Source organism: Streptomyces sp. NPDC086023 (assembly GCF_044540325.1).
GTDB lineage: Bacteria > Actinomycetota > Actinomycetes > Streptomycetales > Streptomycetaceae > Streptomyces.
This window is the reverse complement of the sequence record NZ_JBITRX010000005.1, coordinates 18,948-40,362: the sequence shown is the minus strand read 5'-3', so window position 1 is coordinate 40,362 and position 21,415 is coordinate 18,948. Positions and strand designations below refer to the sequence as shown.

Genomic DNA, 21,415 nt, shown 5'->3' with positions numbered 1-21,415 from the left:
CGTCCGCGGCGGCGCTCCGCCGCCCCGGTCCGGCCCGGCGGACCCCGTACGCGGTATTGCGGGGGGCGGCGGGGCGGGCGTAGACCTGTGGGATCGGGACACAGGGAGACGGGGGCAGTCGCATGCACGGAACCCTCAGCAACCGGAGCAGGACACCGCACCGCCGCGGCCCGGCCAAGCGCCGTACCGCGTACGCCTGGACGGCACTCGCGGCCGCCGGGGCGCTCGCGCTGAGCGCCTGCGGCAGCGACCCCGAGGCGGCCCCGGAGGGCGGCCCCAACCCGGGGAAGTCCGCCGGCCGGACCGTGGAGTTACCGTCCCTGGCCGGGCAGTCGGTGTCGGTGGCCGCCGTCTGGACGGGTCCGGAACAGGCCAACTTCACCAAGGTGCTGAAGGAGTTCGAGAAGCGCACGGGCGCGAAGGTGACCTTCGTGCCGGCGCAGGACCCGATCGTCACCTTCCTCGGCACGAAGATCGCCGGCGGTCAGCCGCCGGACGTGGCGATGCTCCCGCAGGTCGGCGCACTGGTGCAGGCCGTGGAGAAGAAGTGGGCGCAGCCGGTGGGCCCGGAGGCGCAGGCGCAGCTCGACAAGAACTACTCCGCGGGCTGGAAGAACCTCGGCGCGGTCGGCGGCACCCAGTACGGGGTGTACTTCAAGGCCGCCAACAAGTCCCTGGTCTGGTACAACGCGGCGGCCTTCGAGAACGCCGGGATCTCCGAACCCCCGGCGACCTGGAAGGAGTTCCTCCGGACCGCCGAGGACCTGTCCGCCTCGGGCACGACCCCCGTCTCGGTGGGCGGCGCGGACGGCTGGACGCTCACGGACTGGTTCGAGAACGTCTACCTCTCCCAGGCCGGGCCCGAGAAGTACGACAAGCTGGCCCGCCACGAGATCAAGTGGACGGACCCGACGGTCGCCCAGGCCCTGGGCACCCTCGCCCAGCTCTTCGGCCGCAAGGACTACCTGGCGGGCGGTCAGACCGGGGCGCTGGCAACCGAGTTCCCCAAGTCCGTCACGCAGACCTTCGCGGGCGGGGACCGGCCGGCCGCCGCGATGGTCTTCGAGGGCGACTTCGTGGCCGTCAACATCGCGGAGACGGACGCGGAGATCGGCAAGGACGCCCTGGTGTTCCCGTTCCCGGCGGTGGGCGACAAGGCCCCGGTGGTCTCCGGCGGCGACGTCGCGGTGGCGCTGAAGCCGTCGAAGGGCGCGCAGGCGCTGCTGACCTTCCTCGCCTCTCCCGACGCGGCCTCGATCTGGGCCGCCCAGGGCGGTTTCGTCTCGCCCAACAAGGCGGTCAGCCCGGCGGTATACCCGGACGACGTGCAGCGGGAGATCGCCAAGGCGCTGGTCGCGGCCGGCGACGACTTCCGGTTCGACATGTCGGACCAGGCCCCGGCCGCGTTCGGCGGCACCCCGGGGGCCGGCGAGTGGAAGGCGCTCCAGGACTTCCTGAAGAACCCGGAGGACGTTGCGGGGGTCCAGGAACGGCTGGAGGCCGACGCGGTCAAGGCGTACGGGAAGGGCTGACCCGGTGGCCGGGCCCTCCCGCAGCGCCGCGCGCCGGAGGGGGACCGTCGCGGCGGTCTTCCTCCTGCCCGCACTCCTCCTCCTGGGCGCGCTGGTCGTCCAGCCCATCGGCTACTCGGTCTGGCGCAGCCTCTTCGACCGCAGCGGCCGCTCCTTCGCCGGACTGGACAACTACGCGGCGCTGTTCTCGGACGGCGCGGTGCGGACCGCGCTGGCCAACACCGCGGTCTGGGTGGTGGCCGCGCCCGCCGCCGCCACCGCTCTGGGCCTGGTCTTCGCGGTGCTGACGGAGCGGGTGCGCTGGGGCACCGCGTTCAAGCTGCTGGTGTTCATGCCGATGGCGATCTCGATGCTGGCGGCGGGGATCATCTTCCGCCTGGTGTACGAGCAGGACCCGGGCCGGGGCGTGGCGAACGCCGTGTGGGTCGGGGTGCACGACACCTTCGCCGAGTCCTCGGCCTTCCCGCGGGCCCGTCCGCGTCCGGACGCGCCGCTGGCGCCGGACGGGAGCGGGGGCTACGTGACCCGCGCGCCGGTACGGGCGGGCGTGCCGGTGGCGCTGCCGCTGGTCGGCGTACGGCCGGAGGAGCTGCCGGAGGGGACCGCGCCCGCGCGGGCCGCCGGTGCGGAGCCGGGCCGGGTGACGGGCGTCGTGTGGCAGGACTTCGCGCGGGGCGGCGGCGGGGAGCGGGGCGCGGTGGACGCCCGCGAGCCGGGGTACGCGGGGATGCGCGTGGAGGCCGTGCGGGACGGGCGGGTGGTGGCCTCGGCGCGGGCCCGGGCGGACGGGACGTTCGTCCTGCCGGGTGCGGCGGACGGTGCGCTGCTGCGGCTGCCCGCGGAGAACTTCCGGGAGCCGTACGCGGGGGTGGACTGGCTGGGGCCGGCGCTGGTGACCCCGTCGGTGATCGGCGCGTACGTCTGGATGTGGGCGGGCTTCGCGATGGTGCTGATCGGCGCGGGCCTGGCCGCGGTGCCGCGGGAACTGCTGGAGGCGGCCCGGGTGGACGGGGCGAACGAGTGGCAGGTGTTCCGGCGGGTGACGGTGCCGCTGCTGGCGCCGGTGCTCGCGGTGGTCCTGGTGACGCTCGTGATCAACGTGATGAAGATCTTCGACCTGGTCTTCGTGATCGCGCCGGGCGCGGTGCAGGACGACGCGAACGTGCTGGCGCTCCAGCTGTACCGGACCTCCTTCGGCACGGATGCCGACCAGGGGCTGGGCTCGGCGATCGCGGTACTGCTGCTGGTGCTGGTGGTGCCGGTGATGTGGTTCAACGTCCGCCGGTTGAGGAAGGAGGGCGCCCGATGAACGGGGCCGCCCCGCACGCCGAAGCCGCCCGCACCGCTCCCGCCGGGGCCGGCGCGGCCGGTTCCCGGGCCGCCGTACCGCTGGCCTCCCGTCTCGCGGCGCGGGCCGCGTCCGGGGCGGTGCGGGTGTTCCTGGTGCTGGCGGCCGCCTTCTGGCTGCTGCCGACCGTGGGACTGCTGGTGTCCTCGCTGCTCTCGCCCGCCGACCTGGCGTCCGGTGGCTGGTGGCGGGCGCTGACCGCGCCGGCCCGGCTCACGACGGAGAACTACGCGGCTCTGCTGTCCAACGAGGCGGTGACCACCTCCCTGCTCAGCACGGTGCTGATCACGGTCCCGGCGACGCTGCTCGTCCTCGCCCTCGGGGCCTTCGCGGGGTACGCGTTCGCCTGGCTGGAGTTCCCCGGCCGGGACGCGCTGTTCCTGGTGGTGGTGGCGCTGCTGGTGGTGCCGGTGCAGGTGGCCCTGATCCCGGTGTCCGAACTCTTCGGCGCCATCGGGCTGTTCGAGACCACGGCCGGGGTGGTGCTGTTCCACACCGCGTTCGGGCTGCCCTTCGCCGTCTTCCTGCTGCGCAACTTCTTCGCCGAGATCCCGCGGGAGCTGCTGGAGGCGGCCCGCCTCGACGGTGCGGGCGAACTGCGGCTGTTCACCCGGGTGGTGCTGCCGCTCGGCGGTCCGGCCATCGCCTCGCTCGGCATCTTCCAGTTCCTGTGGGTGTGGAACGACATGCTGGTGGCGCTGGTCTTCGCGGACTCCACGCGGCCGCCGATCACGGTGGCCCTCCAGCAGCAGGTGCGGCAGTTCGGCAACAACATCGACGTGCTCGCGCCGGGCGCGTTCATCTCGATGGTGGTGCCGCTGGTCGTCTTCTTCGCGTTCCAGCGCCAGTTCGTCTCCGGGGTGCTGGCCGGGGCGATCAAGTAGGCACGGGATCACACAAGCCCCCGGGCCCGGGCGGGTGCCCGGGCCCGCCCCTCGATGATCGAGTAATCACGCTTATGACCCGGATGCCACGAACCGCGTAACCCGCCCGCCGCACCCGGGGTTCACGGGCAATATGCCCGCGCCGACCCCTGGATGTGCCGTGCCCCGGTTCAGCGTCATCGTGCCCGCGTACAAGGTCCAGGCGTACCTCCAGGAGAGTCTGGACTCCGTCCTGACCCAGTCGTACACCGACCTCGAACTGATCGCCGTCGACGACTGCTCCCCCGACGCCTGCGGCTCGATCATCGACGGGTACGCGGCCCGCGACCCCCGCGTCACGGCCGTCCACCTGCCGCACAACACCGGGCCCGGCCCGGCCAGGAACGCGGGCGTCGCCCGGGCCACCGGCGACTACCTGATCTTCCTCGACGGCGACGACACGCTGGCCCCGGGCGGCCTCCAGGCCATCGCCGACCGGCTCAAGGCCACCGGCTCCCCCGACGTCCTGGTGTACGACTACGCGCGCACGTACTGGTCCGGCGAGACCGTGCGCAACCAGCTGGCCGACCGTCTCTCCGAGGAGGGTCCGGCCAGCTTCCGCATCGCCGACCGGCCCGCCCTCCTCGGCCTGCTGGCGGTGGCGTGGAACAAGGCCTACCGCCGCGAGTTCACCGAGCGCTCCGGCCTCGCCTTCCCGCCCGGCTACTACCAGGACATCCCCTGGAGCTACCCGGCGCTGCTGACCGCCGGGTCCATCGCCGTCCTGGACCGGGTGTGCGTGCACTACCGGCAGCGCCGCACCGGCTCCCTCCTCACCACCACCAGCCGCCGCCACCTCGACCTCTCCGGCCAGTACGACCGGCTGTTCGCCTTCCTCGGCGAGCACCCCGAACTGGACCGCTGGCGGCCGCTGCTCTACCGCCGGATGGCAGACCACCACTCCCGGCTGCTGGCCCTCCCCGGCCGCCTGCCGCGCGGCGCCCGGGCCGAGTTCTTCCGCGAGGCCCGCGCCCGGCTGCGCCGCCACCGGGCCCGGGGTGCGGCCCCCGCCCCGGCGGTACGGGCCCGGCACGCCCTGATGCGACTGGGCACGCCGCGTACGTACGGAGCCGTCGCCGCCCTGTACCGCGCCGCCCTGCGCGGCCGGGCGCGGGCCCGGGCCGCCTGGGCTGCGGTGCGGTCGGGACTGCTGCTGCTCCACTACCGCCTCCAGCGGCGGCTGCCGCTCCGTCCGGAGCTGGCGGTGTTCTCCGCGTACTGGCACGGCGGCTACGCCTGCAACCCGGCGGCCATCGAGGAGAAGCTCCGGGAACTGGCCCCCCGCATCAGGACCGCCTGGATCTGCGGACCGGCCCACGACGCCACCGTGCCGGCCGCCACCGCGCGGCTCCGGCCGGACACCCTCGCGTACTGGACGGCCCTGGCCCGGGCCAAGTACCTGGTGACCAACGTCAACTTCGACCGGGGCCTGCGCAAGCGGCCCGGCCAGGTGCTGCTCCAGACCCAGCACGGCACGCCGCTCAAGCGGGTGGGCCTGGACCTGCTCGACCGCCCGGCCGCCACCCCCACCGGCGACTTCGCGGGCCTGCTGCGCGGCGCCGACCAGTGGGACTACCTGCTGTCGGCCAACCGGCACTCGACCCTGGTCTGGGAGAAGGCCCTGCCCGCCCGCTACACCACGCTGGAGTACGGCTACCCGCGCAACGACGTCTTCCACCGGGCCGGCGCGGCCGAGGTGCTGGAGATCCGCGAGCGCCTGGGCATCCCGCCCGGCACCACCGCCATCCTGTACGCGCCCACGCACCGCGACTACCGGCGCAGCCGCCCCGACGAGCCGGACTTCGAGAAGGTGCTGCGGGACCTGGGCCCGCGCTTCACCATCCTGGCCCGCGCCCACCACACGTACGGCGGGCCGTTCGGCCGGGACCCGCACCCGCGGCTGGTCGACGTCTCGGACCACCCGTCGGTCGAGGAGCTGTGCCTGGCCTCGGACGCGCTGGTCACCGACTACTCGTCCCTGATGTTCGACTACGCGGCGCTCGACCGGCCGATCGTGATCCACGCGGACGACTGGGAGGCCTACGAGGCGGCACGCGGCACCTACTTCGACCTGCGGTCCTGTCCGCCGGGCGCGATCGCGAAGACCGAGGACGAGCTGGTCGACATCTTCGCCACCGGCCACTGGCAGGGCTCCCGCTCGGCCCAGCTGCGCGCGGCGTTCCGGGCCCGGTTCTGCACGTACGACGACGGGCACGCGGCGGAGCGCGTGGTGCGCCGGGTGTTCCTGGACCAGTCGGCGGGGCTGCCGGCCTTCGTGCCGCCGGAGGAGCGCCGGCCGGCCCCGGCCGCCCCGGCCGCCTCGGTGACGGCGCCCTCCCAGCGACGGGGCCCCCGCGACTACGACCGGCTCTCGCTGGACTGAGCCGTTGCGCACGACCCGTCACCCGCGTCCCGGAAGGCGCCCCTGTGAAGCCCCGCCTGAGCGTTGTCATCCCGGTCCACGACGTCGAGCCGCACCTGCTCGCCTGCCTGCGGTCGGTCGCCGCGCAGACGGCCTCCGACCTGGAGGCGGTGCTGGTGGACGACGGGTCCACGGACGGCAGCGGACGGATCGCGGAGGCGTTCGCGGCGGGCGACGGCCGCTTCCGGTACGTGCGGCAGCCCCACGCGGGACTGGCGGCGGCCCGCAACACCGGGGTGCGGCACACGAGTCCGGGCGTCCCGTACCTGACCTTCGTCGACGGCGACGACCTCGTCGCCCCCGACGCGTACGAGCGGATGCTGGCCAGCCTGGAGCGGACCGGCTCGGACTTCGCCACCGGCAACGTGTGGCGGCTGCGGGGCCGCGAACGCGAGCAGTCCCGCCGCTACCGGTGGCTGGGTGGCGACCTGGAGGGCACGCACATCACCCGCAGGTGGGAGCTGCTGACGGACCGGACGGCCTGGAACAAGGTGTTCCGCAGGTCCTTCTGGGACCTGCACCAGCTCGCCTTCCCGGAGGGGCGGCCGTACGAGGACGCGCCGGTCACCATCCCCGCGCACTTCCTGGCGGACTCCGTGGACGTGCTGCACCGGCACGTCTACTACTGGCGGGTGCGCGGGGGTTCGGTCACCCGGCGGGGCACGGACGCGGCGGGGGTGCGGGACCGGATCGCGGCCTGTGAGGAGATCAGCGAGTTCCTGGCGCGGCTGGGTCCCGGCTCCGCGGGGCGCCGGGGGCGGGCCGGGGGTTCCACGGGCCACCGGCGCACGTACGACGTGTCCTGCCTGCGCGACGACTTCGTGTTCTTCATGCGCCGGCTCCCGGCGGGCGGCCCCGACTTCCGCGACACCCTGCTGGCCGGCACGGCCGCGTTCCTCGACCGGGCCGGGCCCACCGCCACCGAGGACCTGCCGGTCGACCTGCGGGCCCAGTACCAGCTGGTCAGGGAGGGCCGGGTGCCCGAGCTGCTGGACCTGATCGCCGAGGGGCCGGTCTTCGACGTCCGCCGGCGGCACGCGGTCTTCCCCGGTGTGCCGCTGCCCTCGGCCACCACCCGGCTGCGCGGCTCGGACCTGCCGGTGGTGGCCAGGCTGCTGTCCGCGGCCTGGGGCCCCGACGGCCGGCTGCGGATGACCGGCTACGCGTACATCCGCAACCTCGGCGCGGCCGCCCCCCGGCTGCCGCTGCGCACCGGGGTGCTGCGGTCGGGGCACTCGCTGCGCCTCGTCCCCACCCGCGGCACGACGGCCGCGGAGGCCACCGAGCAGTCCGGCCAGAACCGGCACGACTACGACGGCTCCGGCTTCGAGATGACCGTGGACCCGCACGGCCTGCGCCCCGGCGACTGGGACGTCTCCGTCGTCAGCGGCCTGCGCCGGGCGGCGGTCCGCGCCCTGGACCAGGGGCGGGCGCAGCCGCTGGTCTTCGACCGCGGCCTGGGCACGCGGGTCACCCTGGACTTCGCCGAGGGCCGCGCGGTGCTGCGGGTGCGCCCGTACGCGGCGCTGGTGACCGGACACGAGCTGCCGGACGGCGGCGCGCTGACCCTCTCCGGCACCCTGTTCGGCGACACCGTCCCGTCCCACCTGCGGCTGCGCCGCCGCGGCGGCGACGGGTTCCTCTTCCCCCTGTGTGCGGACGGGCGTTCCTTCACCGTGACGGTCGACCCGGCCCTGCTGTACGAGGCCCCCCGCGTCCCGCACCTCGACCCGGCCGAGGTCGGCGCCCCGGACGGCGAGGTGTGGGCCGCGGAACTGGTCCTGCCCGACGGCGCCACCGCCGAGCTGGCCTCCTCGCCGGCCCTGCCGCCCGGCCGCCACCCGCTGTGCGTGCTGACGGACCCGTACGGCCGGCTCACCCTGGAGCTGACCGAGCGGCCCCTGCTGTCCGCCGTCTCCTGGGATCCGGACGGGGCGGTGCTGTGCCTGGAGGGCGACTGCGCCCAGGACGCGGGGGCGGAGCTGGTGCTGCGGCACACCACGCTGCACGAGGAGCTGGTCACTCCGGTCACCCCGCAGGAGGGCCGGTTCGCCGTACGGGTGGGTCCCGGCGGCGGGGCCCTGCGGGAGGGCGAGTGGGCGGCGTACCTGCGCGAGGCCAACGGCACCGAGCACACGCTGCGCCTGCTGGCCGCCCCGGCCCAGGAACTGCCGCTGCGGTTCACCGCGGCCGGGCGGGATTTCACGGTCAGCCGCCGGCACGGGGACCGGCTGCACCTCACCTCCGGGTCGATGCTGCCGCGGGCCGAGCGGGGCCCGTACCGGCGGCAGATCCTCCAGACCGCCCACTACCCGGCGCATCTGGCCCGCCCGCTGCGCGAGACGGTGCTGTACGGCGACTCGCCCGCGGCCCGCGCGGTGCACGCCGAGCTGCTGCGGCGGGGCACCGACGTGGAGCACCTGTGGGTGACGCACGACCAGCGGACCCCGGTGCCGCCCACGGCCACCCCCGTCGAGCTGCACGGCTCGGCCTGGTACGAGGCGCTGGCCCGGTCACGCCGGATCGTGACGGCGGCGGACCTGCCGGACTGGTTCGAGCGGCGCCCCGGGCAGACGGTCGTACGGATCTGGCAGGGCACGCCGGTGAAGCGGGTCGGCACGGACCTGACCGGCGGGGTGTACGCCGACCACCGCAGGCTGGAGGCGCTGCCCCGGCAGACCCGGCAGTGGTCGGTGCTGGTCTCGCCGAGCACCTTCGCGACCGGGGTGCTGCGCCGGGCCCTGGGGTACGCGGGCGAGGTGCTGGAGGCGGGCTCGCCGCACAACGACCTGCTGCTGGCCCCCGACCGGGAGAAGGCCGCGGAGGAGCTGCGGCGGGCGCTGGAGCTGCCGCCGGGGGCGCGGACGGTGCTGTACGCGCCGACGTTCCGGGACCACCTGGCGCACGCGGAGGGCCGGTTCGGCTTCGATCCTGGGCGGAACCTGGACCTGGAGCTGGCCGAGCGCGAGCTGGGCGCCGACCACGTGCTGCTGGTCCGCCGGCACCCGCTGGCCACGGGCCCGGCGCTGCCCCGTACGCCGTTCGTGCGGGACGTGTCGGGGCACCCGGACCCGGCGGCGCTGATGCTGGTGGCGGACGTGCTGGTGACCGACTATTCGTCGCTGATGTGCGACTTCACGCTGACCGGGCGGCCGGTGCTGCTGCACACGCACGACCTGGAGGACTACCGGGACCTGGTGCGGGGGCTGAGCCTGGACCTGGAGCGCACGGCGCCGGGGCCGCTGCTGAAGACGACCGCCGAGCTGTGCGCGGCCGTGCGGGAGGCGGGCGCGGTGCGGGCCCGGCACGCGGACGCGTACGCGGGGTTCCGGGCCGCGTACTGCGACCTGGACGACGGGCGGGCGGCGCAGCGGGTGGCGGACCGGCTGCTGCAGGGCTGACCGCGGCCGTGGGTCACGGCGGCGCGGCCGCGGGGCGCGGCAGGCGCTCGTACCGGACGAGCACGACGCGTCCGTGCACCAGCCGGCGGCGGCCCGTCTCGGCGAACTCGGTCCGCAGCAGCGTGCGCTTGGCGTGCTCGGCGGGGGTGACCGACGGCCAGTCGGGGTCCTTGGCCGCCTCGTTGGTGAGGACGAGCCAGACGCGGTCGTGGCGGGCGAGGCGCCTGCGGAGGGTGGCGGCGTCCGTCTCGGTCCCGTACAGCGTGGCGGACCGGGGTCCGGGGACGGCCAGGCCCACGTCCGCGGCGGCGCGGAAGCTGTCGGGGTAGGCGAGGGCGATGCGCCGTCCCATGTCGGGCACGTAGAGCACGGCGTCCCCGGGCCGGACCAGCGCCCGCGCCGACCGGGCCACGGCGGCGAAGTCGTCGCCGCGGGACTCGGGGGTCCGCAGGCGGGCCTGTACGGGGTACTGCGCCCAGAACCCGGCGGCGACCAGCAGCACACCGGCCAGCCCGTACGCCACGGGGGCCGGGCCGCACGCCTGGCGCCGACCGCCGCGCACCGCCCCCGAACCTCCGGCCGCGGTGCGCTCCCGGTGTTCCGACCGCACCGCCCGTCCGGCGCCTCGCACCGGGCCCCGGCCGCCCGGCGCCGCCCCCGGGCCGCCGGCCGCAGCGGCCTCCCGATGTTCCGGCCACGCCGTCCCGGGGCCTCCGGCCGCAGCGGCCTCCCGGCGTTTCGGCCGCGCCGCCCGTTCGGCGCCGGGGGCCGGTGACGCGCCCCTGGTCCGTCCCGCGCGCCACCGTGACAGCGCGGCCGGCGCGGCCGGCAGCGCGTCCAGGCCGGCGGCGGCCAGCAGCGGCAGTCCGGGGAGCGCGAAGAGCACGTACCGGTCGTAGTACAGCGGCTCCAGCTGCGAGACGGCCAGCAGCAGCGCGGGTGGCACCAGCAGCAGCGGCGCCGCGACCGCGGCCACCCGCGGGGCGGCCAGGAGCCCGGCGGCGGCCAGGGCCAGCGCCGTGCCCGCGACCACCGGCGAGGGCCCGGCGAAGGAGAGCGCCAGCTGACCGGCGGCCGCCGCGTCGGGCCGCTCCAGCCAGCCCACCTGCCCGCTCTGCCCGCGGGACCACCAGAGCAGCGGCCCCACCGCCGCGCACGCCGAGCCGGCCGCGAGCGCCCAGCGTCGCCGGTCCGTGCGCGGGACCGCTCCCAGCCGCAGGCTGAGCAGGTGGGCCGGGAGCACCAGCAGCGCGAAGACGTGCAGCAGCCCGGCGGCGGCGAGCACGGCGGCGTACCCGACCCAGCGGCGCGCGGTGAACAGCACGGTCGCGAGGGCGACGAGGGCGCCGACCAGGGCGTACGAGCGGCCTTCCTGGGCGTAGCGGCTCACCAGCGGGGTCACCGCGTACGCGAGGCCCGCCCAGAGCCCGACGCGCGGCCGGGCCAGCCGCACCCCCAGCTCCGCCACGAGGGCGGCGGTGGCGGCCGCGCCCAGCAGGGACGGCAGCCGCAGCACCACCTCGCCGGGGTGCGGGTCGAGCGCGAACAGGGCGTGGACCAGGGCGTAGTACAGCGCGTGGACGGCGTCGACGGAGCCCGCCAGGTGCCAGATCTCCGGGAGGGTGCGCCGGGCCACCTGCCAGGTGACGGCCTCGTCGCGCCACAGGGTGCCGCGGTGGAGGCCCCACGCCCCGACGGCGAGCGCGACGGCGGCGGGGGCCGCGAGGGCGGACCGTCTGGTGAGTCTCACGGCGCCAGTCTCGGGGCGCCGGGCGGCGGCCGGGTGAATCCCGCGTGACGCCCGGGGGCGTGCGTCGGGCGCCGGGGCCCGCGGGCCGGCCGGTTTCCCGGACTCGTCAGGAGCGGCGCGCCCCCACGCCGGCCCTTCCCGGGGCCCGCATCAGGTGCCGGGTGCTCGCAGGCCGACCCGTTCCCCGGGCCGTCAAGCGCCGGGCTCCCGCCGGCCCTTCCCAGGGCGGCCGTCAGGCGCCGGGCGCCCGGAGTCCGGCGACCACGGCGTGGGCGAGGTCGTCCAGGTAGGAGTCCGGCAGTCCGGCGCGGATGACGACGAGCCGCCAGTACAGCGGCCCGATGGCGAGGTCGAGGGCCCGCTCGGGGTCGGTGCCCTCCGGCAGCTCGCCCCGGGCCACGGCGGCCCGCACGATGTCCCCGGCGATGCCCTCCTGGCCCTGGAGGAGCACCCCGCGCACGGCCTCGGCCAGTTCGGGGTTGCGGGCCGCCTCCACGAGCAGGTCCGGGATGACCTGGGAGGCCACGGGGTGGCGCAGCAGGTGGGCGGTGACCTCCAGCAGGGCGCGGACGTCGCCGTGGAGCGAGCCGGTGTCGGGGGCGGGCAGCCCCTGGGCGGCGAAGACGGAGACCAGGTCGAGCACGAGGTGGAGCTTGGAGCGCCAGCGGCGGTAGACGGCGGTCTTGCCGACGCCGGCACGGCGGGCGACGGCCTCGATCGACATCTTCGAGAAGCCGACCGCGGCCAGTTCCTCGAAGACCGCGGCCCGGATGGCCTCGGTGACGTCCTCGCGGAGCACGGCCGCTCCGGCGGGCGCGCGTCGGGAGGGCGAGGCGGCGGCGGGCTCGTTGGTCATGCACACGAGCATAACGGTGGCTCACGTCACGACGATACGGTTGCGTTCCGACGTACGGGAGTCCTACTCTCGGCGTAGCGACGATACGGGTCCGTCCCGTCGTCGACCGAGCCTCTCCCTCGAAAGCGACGTCCTCCGTGAGCCTGACGACCGCGCCCCCGGAACCCGCCCCGCAACCGGCCCGCCGGCCGGGCGGCACCGTGCAGCTCCCCGCCGCTCCCCCGGACCCGGAGGCCGCCCGGCTGGCCGCCGCGCACGGCCTGCGCGTCAGCGGCGAACGCCCCGGCCTACCCGCCTACGCCCGGCAGCTGTGGGGGCGGCGGCAGTTCATCGCCGCCTTCGCCACCGCCCGGATGAGCGCCACGTACAGCACGGCCAGGCTGGGCCAGGTCTGGCACCTGATGACCCCGCTGCTCAACGCGGCGGTCTACTACTTCGTCTTCGGCGTCGTCCTCGACACCCGCAGCGGCACGCCCCAGTTCATCCTGTACCTGGTGACGGGCGTGTTCGTGTGGGACTTCTTCTCCAGCGCCCTCAACTCCGGCACCCGGGCCGTCTCGGGCAACCTCGGCCTGGTCCGCGCCCTGCAGTTCCCGCGCGCGGCCTTGCCCGTGTCCGCCGTGGTCCAGCTCTTCCAGCAGCTGATGGTCACCATGGGCGCGCTGGTCCTGATCCTGCTCGCCTTCGGCCAGCCGCCGCGGGCGTCCTGGCTGCTCGCCGTGCCCGCGCTGGCGCTGCTCGCGGTGTTCTGCGCGGGCTGCGCGCTGGTGATGGCCCGGATCGGCAGCCGGACCCCGGACGTGCAGCAGCTCATGCCGTTCCTGCTGCGCACCTGGATGTACTGCTCGGGCGTGATGTGGAACATCGGGCCCACACTGGAGAAGCACCACTTCCCGCAGGCGGTGGTGCTGGCCTTCCAGTGGAACCCGGCGGCCCTCTACATCGACCTGGTGCGCGTCGCCCTGCTCGACAGCCACCACGCCCACCAGCTGCCGCACCACGCCTGGGCGCTCGCCGCCGGCTGGGCGCTGCTCGCGGGGATCGGCGGCTTCGTCTGGTTCTGGAAGGCGGAAGAGGAGTACGGCCGTGGCTGAACCCAGGATTCCCACCGTGATCGCGGACGACCTCCACGTGGTCTACAAGGTGCAGGGCGCCGGAGGCGGCCGCGGCAGCGCCACCTCCGCCCTGAGCCGCATCTTCTCCCGCCGCGAGCGGCCCGGCGTCCGCGAGGTGCACGCCGTCAGGGGCGTCAGCTTCGTCGCGTACAAGGGCGAGGCCATCGGCCTCATCGGCTCCAACGGCTCGGGCAAGTCCACCCTCCTGAAGGCCATCGCCGGCCTGCTCCCGGCCGCCGCCGGACGGGTCTACACCGACGGCCAGCCCTCGCTGCTCGGCGTCAACGCGGCCCTGATGAACGACCTGACCGGCGAGCGGAACGTCATGCTCGGGGGCCTGGCCATGGGGATGACCAGGCAGCAGATCCAGGAGCGCTACGAGGAGATCGTGGAGTTCTCCGGCATCAACGAGAAGGGCGACTTCATCTCACTGCCCATGCGCACCTACTCCTCCGGCATGGCCGCCCGGCTGCGCTTCTCCATCGCCGCCGCGAAGAGCCACGAGGTGCTGATGATCGACGAGGCCCTGGCCACCGGCGACGCCCGCTTCCAGCGCCGCAGCCGGCGCCGCATCGAGGAGCTGCGCAAGGAGGCCGGCACCGTCTTCCTGGTCAGCCACGGCATCGGCACCATCCGGGAGACCTGCGACCGGGCGATCTGGCTGGAAGCGGGCGTGCTGCGCATGGACGGCCCGACCAAGGAGGTCTGCGACGCGTACGAGGCCTTCGGAAAGAAGTGAGCAGGAGGCCCGTACGACGGGAGCGCCCCGGACCGCGAGGGTCCGGGGCGCTCCGTCGTACGGGCGTTGCCGCCGGCGTCAGCTGTGCGTGCGCAGCAGCGTCCGCATCGTCCGCATCGCGACCGAGAGGTTCGCCAGGTCGAAGTCGTCCGACCCGTGGATCTCCTCCAGCGTGGTCCGGGCGCGGCCGATGATGGCGGCGTTGCGCTCCTCCCAGGCCTTGAACCGCTCCTCGGGGGTCGAGGTGCCGTTGCCGACCGACAGGACGTCGGCCGTCAGGCCCGCGTGGGCGGCGAACAGGTCCTCGCGGATGGAGGCGCGGGCCATCGACTGCCACCGGTCGTTGCGCGGCAGCTCGATGATCCGGTCCATCAGCTGGGTGATGTTCAGGCGGTCGGCGAGGTCGTAGTACACCTCGGCGACGTCCAGCGCGTCCTTGCCGGTCCGGTCGGCGATCGCGACGATGTCGAGCGTCGGGAAGGCCGAGGAGAAGCCCGCGACCTTCTGCGCCAGCTCCTCCGGCACGCCGGCCTCGGTCAGCTCGTCCAGGACCAGCTGGTACCACTCCAGGTCAGCGCCGCGCACCAGCTTGGGCAGCTCGGCCCAGACGGTGGCCACCCGCTCGCTGAAGAACTCGATGGTCTCGGTGATCTGCAGCGGCTGCGGGCGGTTGTTCAGCAGCCAGCGGGTGCCGCGCTCGACCAGGCGGCGCGAGTGCAGCCGGATCCGGGTCTGGACGTCGGCCGCGACCCGGTTGTCCAGGGCCTCGACGGCGTCCCACACCTCGGCCAGGCCGAAGATCTCGCGGGCGGACAGCTGTGCCCGGACGATCTCCTCCAGCGAGGCGCCGGTCTCCTCCCGCAGACGGTGCAGGAAGGTCGAACCACCGGTGTTGATGGTGTCGTTGACCAGGATCGTGGTGATGATCTCCCGGCGCAGCGCGTGGGACTCGATCTGCTCGGGGAACCGGTCCCGCAGGGCCTGCGGGAAGTACGCGAAGAGCAGGCGGCGCAGGTACGGGTCGTCGGGCAGGCCGGTGGCGATCAGCTCGTCCGCGGTCGTGATCTTCGTGTAGGCGAAGAGCACGGCCAGCTCGGGCTGGGTCAGACCCCGGTCGTTGTTGAGCAGCTCGCGGATCTGCCGGTCGCTGGGCAGGAACTCCAGCGCGCGGTCCAGCCGGCCCTCGCGGCCGAGGCGGCGCATGAAGCGCTGCTGGGCGTGGAGCAGGCTGGCGGACTGGGCGATGCCGTTGGCCAGGGCCGTGTTCTGCGCGTAGTTGTTGCGCAGCACGAGGCGGCCGACCTCGTCCGTCATCTCGGCGAGCAGCTTGTTGCGCTGCTTGACGGTCATGTCGCCGTCCGCGACCACCGCGTTCAGCAGGATCTTGATGTTCACCTCGTGGTCGGAGGTGTCCACGCCGGCGCTGTTGTCGATGGCGTCGGTGTTGACCTTGCCGCCGTGCTGGGCGAACTCGATGCGGCCCAGCTGGGTCAGACCCAGGTTGCCGCCCTCGCCGACGACCTTGACCCGCAGGTCGGCGCCGTCGACGCGGATGGCGTCGTTGGCCTTGTCGCCGACGTCCGCGTGGGACTCGCTGCCGGCCTTGACGTACGTACCGATGCCGCCGTTCCACAGCAGGTCCACCGGGGCCTTGAGGACCGCCTGCATCAGCTCGGCCGGGGTCATCTTGGTGACGCCGGCCTCGATGCCGAGGGCCTCGCGGATCTGGGCGTTGACCGGGATGGACTTCGCGGAGCGGGGGTGGATGCCGCCGCCCGCGGAGAGCAGCTCGGTGTCGTAGTCGGCCCACGAGGAGCGCGGCAGCTCGAACAGGCGGCGGCGCTCGGCGTACGAGGTGGCCGCGTCCGGGTTCGGGTCGATGAAGATGTGCCGGTGGTCGAAGGCCGCGACCAGGCGGATGTGCTCGGAGAGCAGCATGCCGTTGCCGAACACGTCGCCGGACATGTCGCCGACGCCGACGACCGTGAAGTCCTCGGTCTGCGTGTCGTGGCCCAGCTCGCGGAAGTGCCGCTTGACCGACTCCCAGGCGCCGCGGGCGGTGATGCCCATGCCCTTGTGGTCGTAGCCGGCCGAGCCGCCGGAGGCGAAGGCGTCGCCCAGCCAGAAGCCGTACGACTCCGCGACGCCGTTGGCGATGTCGGAGAAGGTGGCGGTGCCCTTGTCGGCGGCGACGACGAGGTAGGTGTCGTCCTCGTCGTGGCGGACCACGCCCTTCGGGGGCACGACCTCGCCGCCGACCATGTTGTCGGTGATGTCGAGCAGCGCCGAGATGAAGATCTTGTACGAGGCGATGCCCTCGGCCAGCCACGCGTCACGGTCGACCGACGGGTCCGGCAGGTTCTTCGCGACGAAGCCGCCCTTGGCGCCGACCGGCACGATGACGGTGTTCTTGACCATCTGCGCCTTGACCAGGCCGAGGATCTCCGTACGGAAGTCCTCGCGGCGGTCGGACCAGCGCAGGCCGCCGCGGGCGACCTTGCCGAAGCGCAGGTGCACGCCCTCGACGCGCGGCGAGTAGACCCAGATCTCGTACGCCGGGCGCGGCGCGGGGAGGTCGGGGATCGCCTGCGGGTCGAACTTCATCGACACGTAGGAGTGCGGCTCGCCCTCGGCGTTCGCGCTCTGGAAGAAGTTCGTCCGCAGGGTCGCCTTGATGAGGGTGAGGAAGGACCGCAGGATCCGGTCCTCGTCGAGCGAGGCGACCTGGTCCAGCGCGCCGTCCAGCTCCTCCATCATCGCGTCGATCAGCTCGGTGCCGGCGGCCTGGCGGCTCGGCGACATCCGGGCCTCGAACAGCGAGACCAGCAGGCGGGTGGTGTGGACGTTGTTGCGGAGGGTGTCCTCCATGTAGTCCTGGCTGAAGGTCGAGCCGGCCTGGCGCAGGTACTTGGCGTACGCGCGCAGGACGACGGCCTGCCGCCAGGTCAGCCCGGCGCCGAGCACCAGGGCGTTGAAGTTGTCGTTCTCCGCCTCGCCGGTCCAGACGGCCGCGAAGGCGTCCTGGAAGCGCTCGCGGGCGTCGTCGCCCAGGTCGCCGTTGCCGCTGCCGGCCGGCATCCGCAGACCGAAGTCGTAGATCCAGGCGTGCTTGCGGTCGGCGCAGCGCAGCTCGTACGGGCGCTCGTCGGTCACCTCGACGCCCAGGCGGTGCAGCACCGGCAGGACGGCCGAAAGGGAGACCTGCTCGCCCCGGCGGTAGATCTTGAAGCGGCGCTCGCCCGGGCCGGCGCTGACCGGCTCGTACAGCGAGAGCGCGAACTCGCGGCCACTGGCGGACAGCCGCTCCAGGTGCACGAGGTCGGAGACCGCGGCGCGCGGCGAGTGGTCGGCCTTGTAGCCCTGGGAGAAGGCGTCGCCGTAGCGGCGCAGCATCTCCGCGGCGCGCTCCTCGCCCAGCTCGTTGACCAGGGCCTCCTGGAAGCCGTCGGCCCACGAGCGGGCGGCCTCGACCAGGCGGGCCTCGATGCGCTCGGCGTCGGCGTCGGTGAGGTCGGGCAGGACGGTGCCCTGCGGGACGCGGACGACGAAGTGGATCCGGGAGAGGACCGACTCGGTGTTCCAGGCGGTGAAGTCGACGCTGGTGCCGCCGAGCTCCTCGCGCAGGATGTCCATCAGCCGCAGGCGGACGCCCGTGGTGAAGCGGTCGCGCGGCAGGTACACGAGGGCCGAGTAGTAGCGTCCGTACTCGTCCTGGCGCAGGTAGAGCCGCAGCCGGCGGCGCTCCTGCAGGTACAGCACGGAGGTGACGATCTCGCGGAGCTTGTCGACCGGGGTCTGGAACAGCTCGTCGCGCGGGTAGGTCTCCAGGATCTGGAGCAGGTCGCGTCCGTCGTGGCTGCTGGGCGCGAAGCCGGCGCCCTCCAGGACCTCGATGACCTTGCGCCGGATCACCGGGACGCGGCGGACGGACTCGGTGTACGCGGCCGAGGAGAACAGGCCGAGGAAGCGGCGCTCGCCGATGACGTTGCCCTCGGCGTCGAACTTCTTGACGCCGACGTAGTCGAGGTAGCTGGGGCGGTGGACCGTGGCGCGGCTGTTGGCCTTGGTCAGCACCAGCAGCTTGTGCTCGCGGGCCTTGGCGCGGGCATCGGCCGGCAGGCGGTTGAAGGACGGCGAGACCGGGTGGCCGTCCTCCTTGCCGCTGTGGTGCGGGTCGGAGCGCAGGATGCCGAGGCCGGTGCCGGGCACGGCGGCCAGGGAGTCGCCGTCGACCAGGTTGTACTCGCGGTAGCCGAGGAAGGTGAAGTGGTCGTCGGCGAGCCAGCGCAGCAGCTCCCGGGCCTCTTCGAGTTCGTACTCGCGCAGGTCGGAGGCGGTGGGCTCGTCGGGCAGCTGGTCGGCGATGCGCAGCGCGGCGTCGCGCATCTTCTCCCAGTCCTCGACGGCCTCGCGGACGTCGGACAGCACGCGCAGCAGGTCGACGGTGATCTGCTTGAGGTCGGCCTTGTCGGTCTCGCGGTCGATCTCGACGTGGATCCAGGACTCGACGAGGGAGTCGTGCGGGCGCGAGGTGCGCGGGCCGTGCGCGTCGCAGTCCGGGCCGAGGATCTCGATGAGCTTGCCGGTGACGTCGCGGCGGACGACGACCTGGGGGTGGATCACGACGTGGATGCCGCGGCCCTGGCGGGAGAGCTCGTTGGTGACGGAGTCGACGAGGAACGGCATGTCGTCCGTGACGACCTCGACGACCGAGTGGCTGGAGGTCCAGCCGTTCTCCTCGACCGTGGGGGTCTGGACACGGACGCTCGCCGTGCCCTGCGGGCGGTTCTCGGCGAGCCGGTAGTGCGAGAGCGCGGCGCCGAAGACGTCCACAGGGTCGCGGTCGAGAAGGTCCTCGGGTGCGGTGTGCAGGTAGTAGCGCTGGAGGTACGAGAGCAGGGTGTCCCGGTCCGGACGCTCCGCCTGCTCGGACCCAGTCGGAAGTAGCCCCCCGGCCGGGCTGTTCTCAGCTACCCGTGCCGCCCGTGCGAGCAGCTCGGCCTTTGCTTCGTCCAGCTTGGTCTGCATGTCCTCTGGCTCCTGTCGCGCGCCGTTGCGTGACGTAGGGGAAGGAAGGAATGGCGTTGCGCCGCGGCACGGGGTGCCCGGCCGGGTTCGACGCTATGCCGTAAGGAGAGGCGACCGGAGCGGTTTCGGCCAAGATCGGCAGCGGGCTCCGGAAGCGGGAATCAGCGACGGCCCGGGCACTGTGGTGCTCCGGGCGCAGTCCGGGGGCGTCACTGCCCCCGAGGGATATCGCGCTGATCACGGGTCCAAGGCTATCTCGCCATCCCCCCGGCCCGTCATGAGCTGTATGTGTACAAAACCTGGGGGGGAACTTTGACACTCTGGACAGCGACGCGGGCTGCAGTGGCTATCGAGCCAGTTCCCGCGCGGTCTCGACCGCTTCCCGGAGGGTGTCGACGACGGGCACGCCGGCCGCCTCCAGACTGGCTCGGCTGTGCGAGCCGCCGGTGTAGAGCACCGCCAGGGCGCCCACGTGGGCGGCGGCGGCCGCGTCGTCCGCGGCGTCCCCGATGACGACCGTACGGGCCGCCGTGACCCCGTCCAGGGCCTCCAGGTGGCGGACCAGGTGCCCGGCCTTGCTGGTGTGCGAGGGGCCCGTACGGCCGTCCACGCGCAGGAAGTGGTGCGCGATGCCGTGGGTGCGGACCAGCGGTATGAGCCGGTCGTGCGGGGCGAGGGAGAGCAGGGACTGGGTCAGCCCGGCATCCTGCCAGCCGGCCAGCAGCTCGCGGGCGCCGTCGGCGAGGTCCACGTCCTCGGCGAAGGCCCAGTAGTGGCGGTGGAAGACGTCGTCCATGACGAGCCACTCGGCCTCGGTGGGCATGCGGCCCATGAGGCGCTCGTAGAACTTGGGCACCGGCACGCAGTACAGGTCGCGGTAGCGCTCCAGCGTGATCTGCTCCAGGCCGAGCTCGGCGAACGAGGCGTTCGTCGCGTCGATGACGGCGTGGATGTCGTGCAGCAGCGTGCCGTTCCAGTCCCAGACGATGTGCGGTGCGGTGTTCCCGGCGTTCTTCCCCATGGAAAGACCGTACCCGCTGGCCGAAACCACCTGGTCAGGAGATCAGGTTGGGGATCTCCTGCACGCCGTACCAGAGCAGTTCGTGGTCCTCGGCGCCGTCCACGGTGAACTGCGCGTCGTCGTCGCCCTGGTCGGCGGCGCCCAGGGCGTCGGCGGCGGCGGTGATGTCCGCGACGGCGTCGTCGGCGTCCACGTGCACGGCCGCGGCCAGCTTCAGCCGGACCGTTCCGTCGATCTTCACCTCGCCCAGGGTGGCGGTGTCCATGCCGGGTACGGCCGAGGCGGCCCGGTCGTCCACGTCCACGGCCACGACGACCCGGCGGCGGGCGGTGCCGGGGCTGGTGGCGATCAGGCGCAGGGAGGCGGCCGCGGCCCGGCTGAGGGCGGCGTACTCCAGCTCCTCGATGTCGTCCGAGACGTACCACTCGCGCAGCGAGGGGGTCACGGCGTACGCGAGCAGCGGGGCCGGGCCCAGCTCGCCCGCCTTGTGCGCCTCGGCGAGGCCGGGGAGGGTCAGGGGGACGTACACGCGCATGGGCGGCCGCTTTCCGTAGTCGGGACGTGCTCAGGATACGTGCGCCGGTCCCCCTTCGGGGTGCGGACCCCGGTCTCCGGCCCGTCCACCCCGAGCCCGTCTCCGACGCCTCTGACCAGGGCGGACGCGGGCCCGTTCGCTCGGATAGGTGAACCGGTCGGCGGGCGGACCGGGAGGCCGCGGACGATTGCCGGGCCCCCGGACGGCCCGTAGAAGAACCCCGACGAAGTTACCGCCCGGTATGGCCCGGGCCCGGCGGATGGGGAAGACCGGCATGCAGAGGGACAGGCGCACCACCGACCGCACCAGGCCCCGCGGCCGCCACGACGCGGCCCGACCCGGCGGCACGGCGGGCCCGGGCCGGGCACCCCGGCCCGACCGGTGGTTCGCCGAACGCCTGCTGGCCGTGCTCAGCGGCCAGTGCCCGGTGCACCGGATGCTGGGCCACACCATCGGCGACGCGTACGAGCAGCTGGTCGTCCTGGCCCCCGGCGCACCCCTGCGCCCCGCGGCCCGGGTCCGCCCGGTCGTCCGGTACTGCGACATCGGCAGGCCCGCCCCGGACGTCATCGAGGCCTTCGCCCGCATCGCCGCCGGCGACCGCCTCTCGGCCATGGCCTTCCGCCTGGAACGCGGCCGGGACCTCCGCTGGCGCTGCGCGGCGGTGGAGATCGGCCCCCGCGGATGAGGCGGAACGCGGCCGGGGCCGGCCACCCCCGAAGGGTGACCGGCCCCGGCCGTACGC

Annotated in this window: 13 protein-coding genes; 8 read left to right on the top strand and 5 right to left on the bottom strand. The window is 74.0% G+C overall.

The features are described from left to right. Positions 1-122: 122 nt before the first annotated feature. The 5 genes from ACIF6F_RS11785 (at position 123) to ACIF6F_RS11765 (ending at position 9,626) form a co-directional block, all read left to right on the top strand. The gene (locus ACIF6F_RS11785; protein ID WP_399944691.1) at positions 123-1,532 is read left to right on the top strand and encodes an ABC transporter substrate-binding protein; all 1,410 of its coding nucleotides are present in this window, start codon (positions 123-125) and stop codon (positions 1,530-1,532) included. A gap of 4 nt (positions 1,533-1,536) precedes the next feature. After that, positions 1,537-2,841, top strand: a complete 1,305-nt coding sequence (locus ACIF6F_RS11780) for a carbohydrate ABC transporter permease (protein WP_399944688.1) — start codon at positions 1,537-1,539, stop codon at positions 2,839-2,841. Then, positions 2,838-3,764 carry a carbohydrate ABC transporter permease gene (locus tag ACIF6F_RS11775; RefSeq protein WP_399944685.1) on the top strand — a complete coding sequence of 309 codons (927 nt, stop codon included), beginning with the start codon at positions 2,838-2,840 and terminating at the stop codon, positions 3,762-3,764. The genes ACIF6F_RS11780 and ACIF6F_RS11775 overlap by 4 nt, the downstream gene beginning before the upstream one ends. 160 nt (positions 3,765-3,924) lie before the next feature. Further along, entirely contained in the window at positions 3,925-6,186 is a 2,262-nt protein-coding gene (locus ACIF6F_RS11770; protein ID WP_399944682.1) for a CDP-glycerol glycerophosphotransferase family protein, read from the top strand. Positions 6,187-6,230: 44 nt separating this feature from the next. Next, on the top strand, positions 6,231-9,626 hold the full coding sequence (locus tag ACIF6F_RS11765) for a CDP-glycerol glycerophosphotransferase family protein (RefSeq protein ID WP_399944680.1): 3,396 nt from the start codon (positions 6,231-6,233) through the stop codon (positions 9,624-9,626). Between the two features lie 13 nt (positions 9,627-9,639). Here the strand turns inward: ACIF6F_RS11765 and ACIF6F_RS11760 are convergent, their stop codons facing one another. After that, complete coding sequence (locus ACIF6F_RS11760; protein WP_399944677.1) at positions 9,640-11,376, bottom strand: hypothetical protein; 1,737 nt, start codon at positions 11,374-11,376, stop codon at positions 9,640-9,642. Positions 11,377-11,608: 232 nt separating this feature from the next. After that, on the bottom strand, positions 11,609-12,244 hold the full coding sequence (locus ACIF6F_RS11755; RefSeq protein WP_399944674.1) for a TetR/AcrR family transcriptional regulator: 636 nt from the start codon (positions 12,242-12,244) through the stop codon (positions 11,609-11,611). A 125-nt stretch (positions 12,245-12,369) separates the two neighbouring features. Between ACIF6F_RS11755 and ACIF6F_RS11750 the strand changes: the two genes are divergently transcribed. Continuing rightward, entirely contained in the window at positions 12,370-13,326 is a 957-nt protein-coding gene (locus tag ACIF6F_RS11750; protein WP_399944672.1) for an ABC transporter permease, read from the top strand. Beyond that, entirely contained in the window at positions 13,319-14,086 is a 768-nt protein-coding gene (locus tag ACIF6F_RS11745) for an ABC transporter ATP-binding protein (RefSeq protein ID WP_399944669.1), read from the top strand. The genes ACIF6F_RS11750 and ACIF6F_RS11745 overlap by 8 nt, the downstream gene beginning before the upstream one ends. Before the next feature lie 78 nt (positions 14,087-14,164). On the opposite strand, the gene ACIF6F_RS11740 is transcribed toward ACIF6F_RS11745, so the two are convergent. The 3 genes from ACIF6F_RS11740 to ACIF6F_RS11730 all read right to left on the bottom strand — a co-directional run bounded on the left by ACIF6F_RS11740 (position 14,165) and on the right by ACIF6F_RS11730 (position 20,670). Further along, on the bottom strand, positions 14,165-19,114 hold the full coding sequence (locus ACIF6F_RS11740) for an NAD-glutamate dehydrogenase (RefSeq protein WP_399944666.1): 4,950 nt from the start codon (positions 19,112-19,114) through the stop codon (positions 14,165-14,167). Positions 19,115-19,460: 346 nt separating this feature from the next. Beyond that, a complete protein-coding gene (locus ACIF6F_RS11735; protein ID WP_399944663.1) occupies positions 19,461-20,135 on the bottom strand; it encodes an HAD family hydrolase in 675 nt (224 codons plus the stop codon). Positions 20,136-20,169: 34 nt separating this feature from the next. Further along, positions 20,170-20,670 (bottom strand): DUF6912 family protein, encoded by a 501-nt coding sequence (locus tag ACIF6F_RS11730; RefSeq protein ID WP_399944660.1) that lies wholly within the window; start codon positions 20,668-20,670, stop codon positions 20,170-20,172. A gap of 274 nt (positions 20,671-20,944) precedes the next feature. On the opposite strand from ACIF6F_RS11730, the gene ACIF6F_RS11725 reads away from it, so the two are divergent. Further along, positions 20,945-21,358: an Rv3235 family protein gene (locus ACIF6F_RS11725; protein WP_399944657.1), complete on the top strand. Its 414-nt coding sequence runs from the start codon at positions 20,945-20,947 to the stop codon at positions 21,356-21,358. The last annotated feature ends 57 nt before the right edge of the window (positions 21,359-21,415 follow it).

Bases quoted from the DNA above. Each gene is read 5' to 3' on its own strand.
- ACIF6F_RS11735 (WP_399944663.1), bottom strand. From the start codon at position 20,135: ATGGGGAAGAACGCCGGGAACACCGCACCGCACATCGTCTGGGACTGG.
- ACIF6F_RS11725 (WP_399944657.1), top strand. From the start codon at position 20,945: ATGCAGAGGGACAGGCGCACCACCGACCGCACCAGGCCCCGCGGCCGC.
- ACIF6F_RS11730 (WP_399944660.1), bottom strand. From the start codon at position 20,670: ATGCGCGTGTACGTCCCCCTGACCCTCCCCGGCCTCGCCGAGGCGCAC.
- ACIF6F_RS11755 (WP_399944674.1), bottom strand. From the start codon at position 12,244: ATGCTCGTGTGCATGACCAACGAGCCCGCCGCCGCCTCGCCCTCCCGA.
- ACIF6F_RS11785 (WP_399944691.1), top strand. From the start codon at position 123: ATGCACGGAACCCTCAGCAACCGGAGCAGGACACCGCACCGCCGCGGC.
- ACIF6F_RS11740 (WP_399944666.1), bottom strand. From the start codon at position 19,114: ATGCAGACCAAGCTGGACGAAGCAAAGGCCGAGCTGCTCGCACGGGCG.
- ACIF6F_RS11775 (WP_399944685.1), top strand. From the start codon at position 2,838: ATGAACGGGGCCGCCCCGCACGCCGAAGCCGCCCGCACCGCTCCCGCC.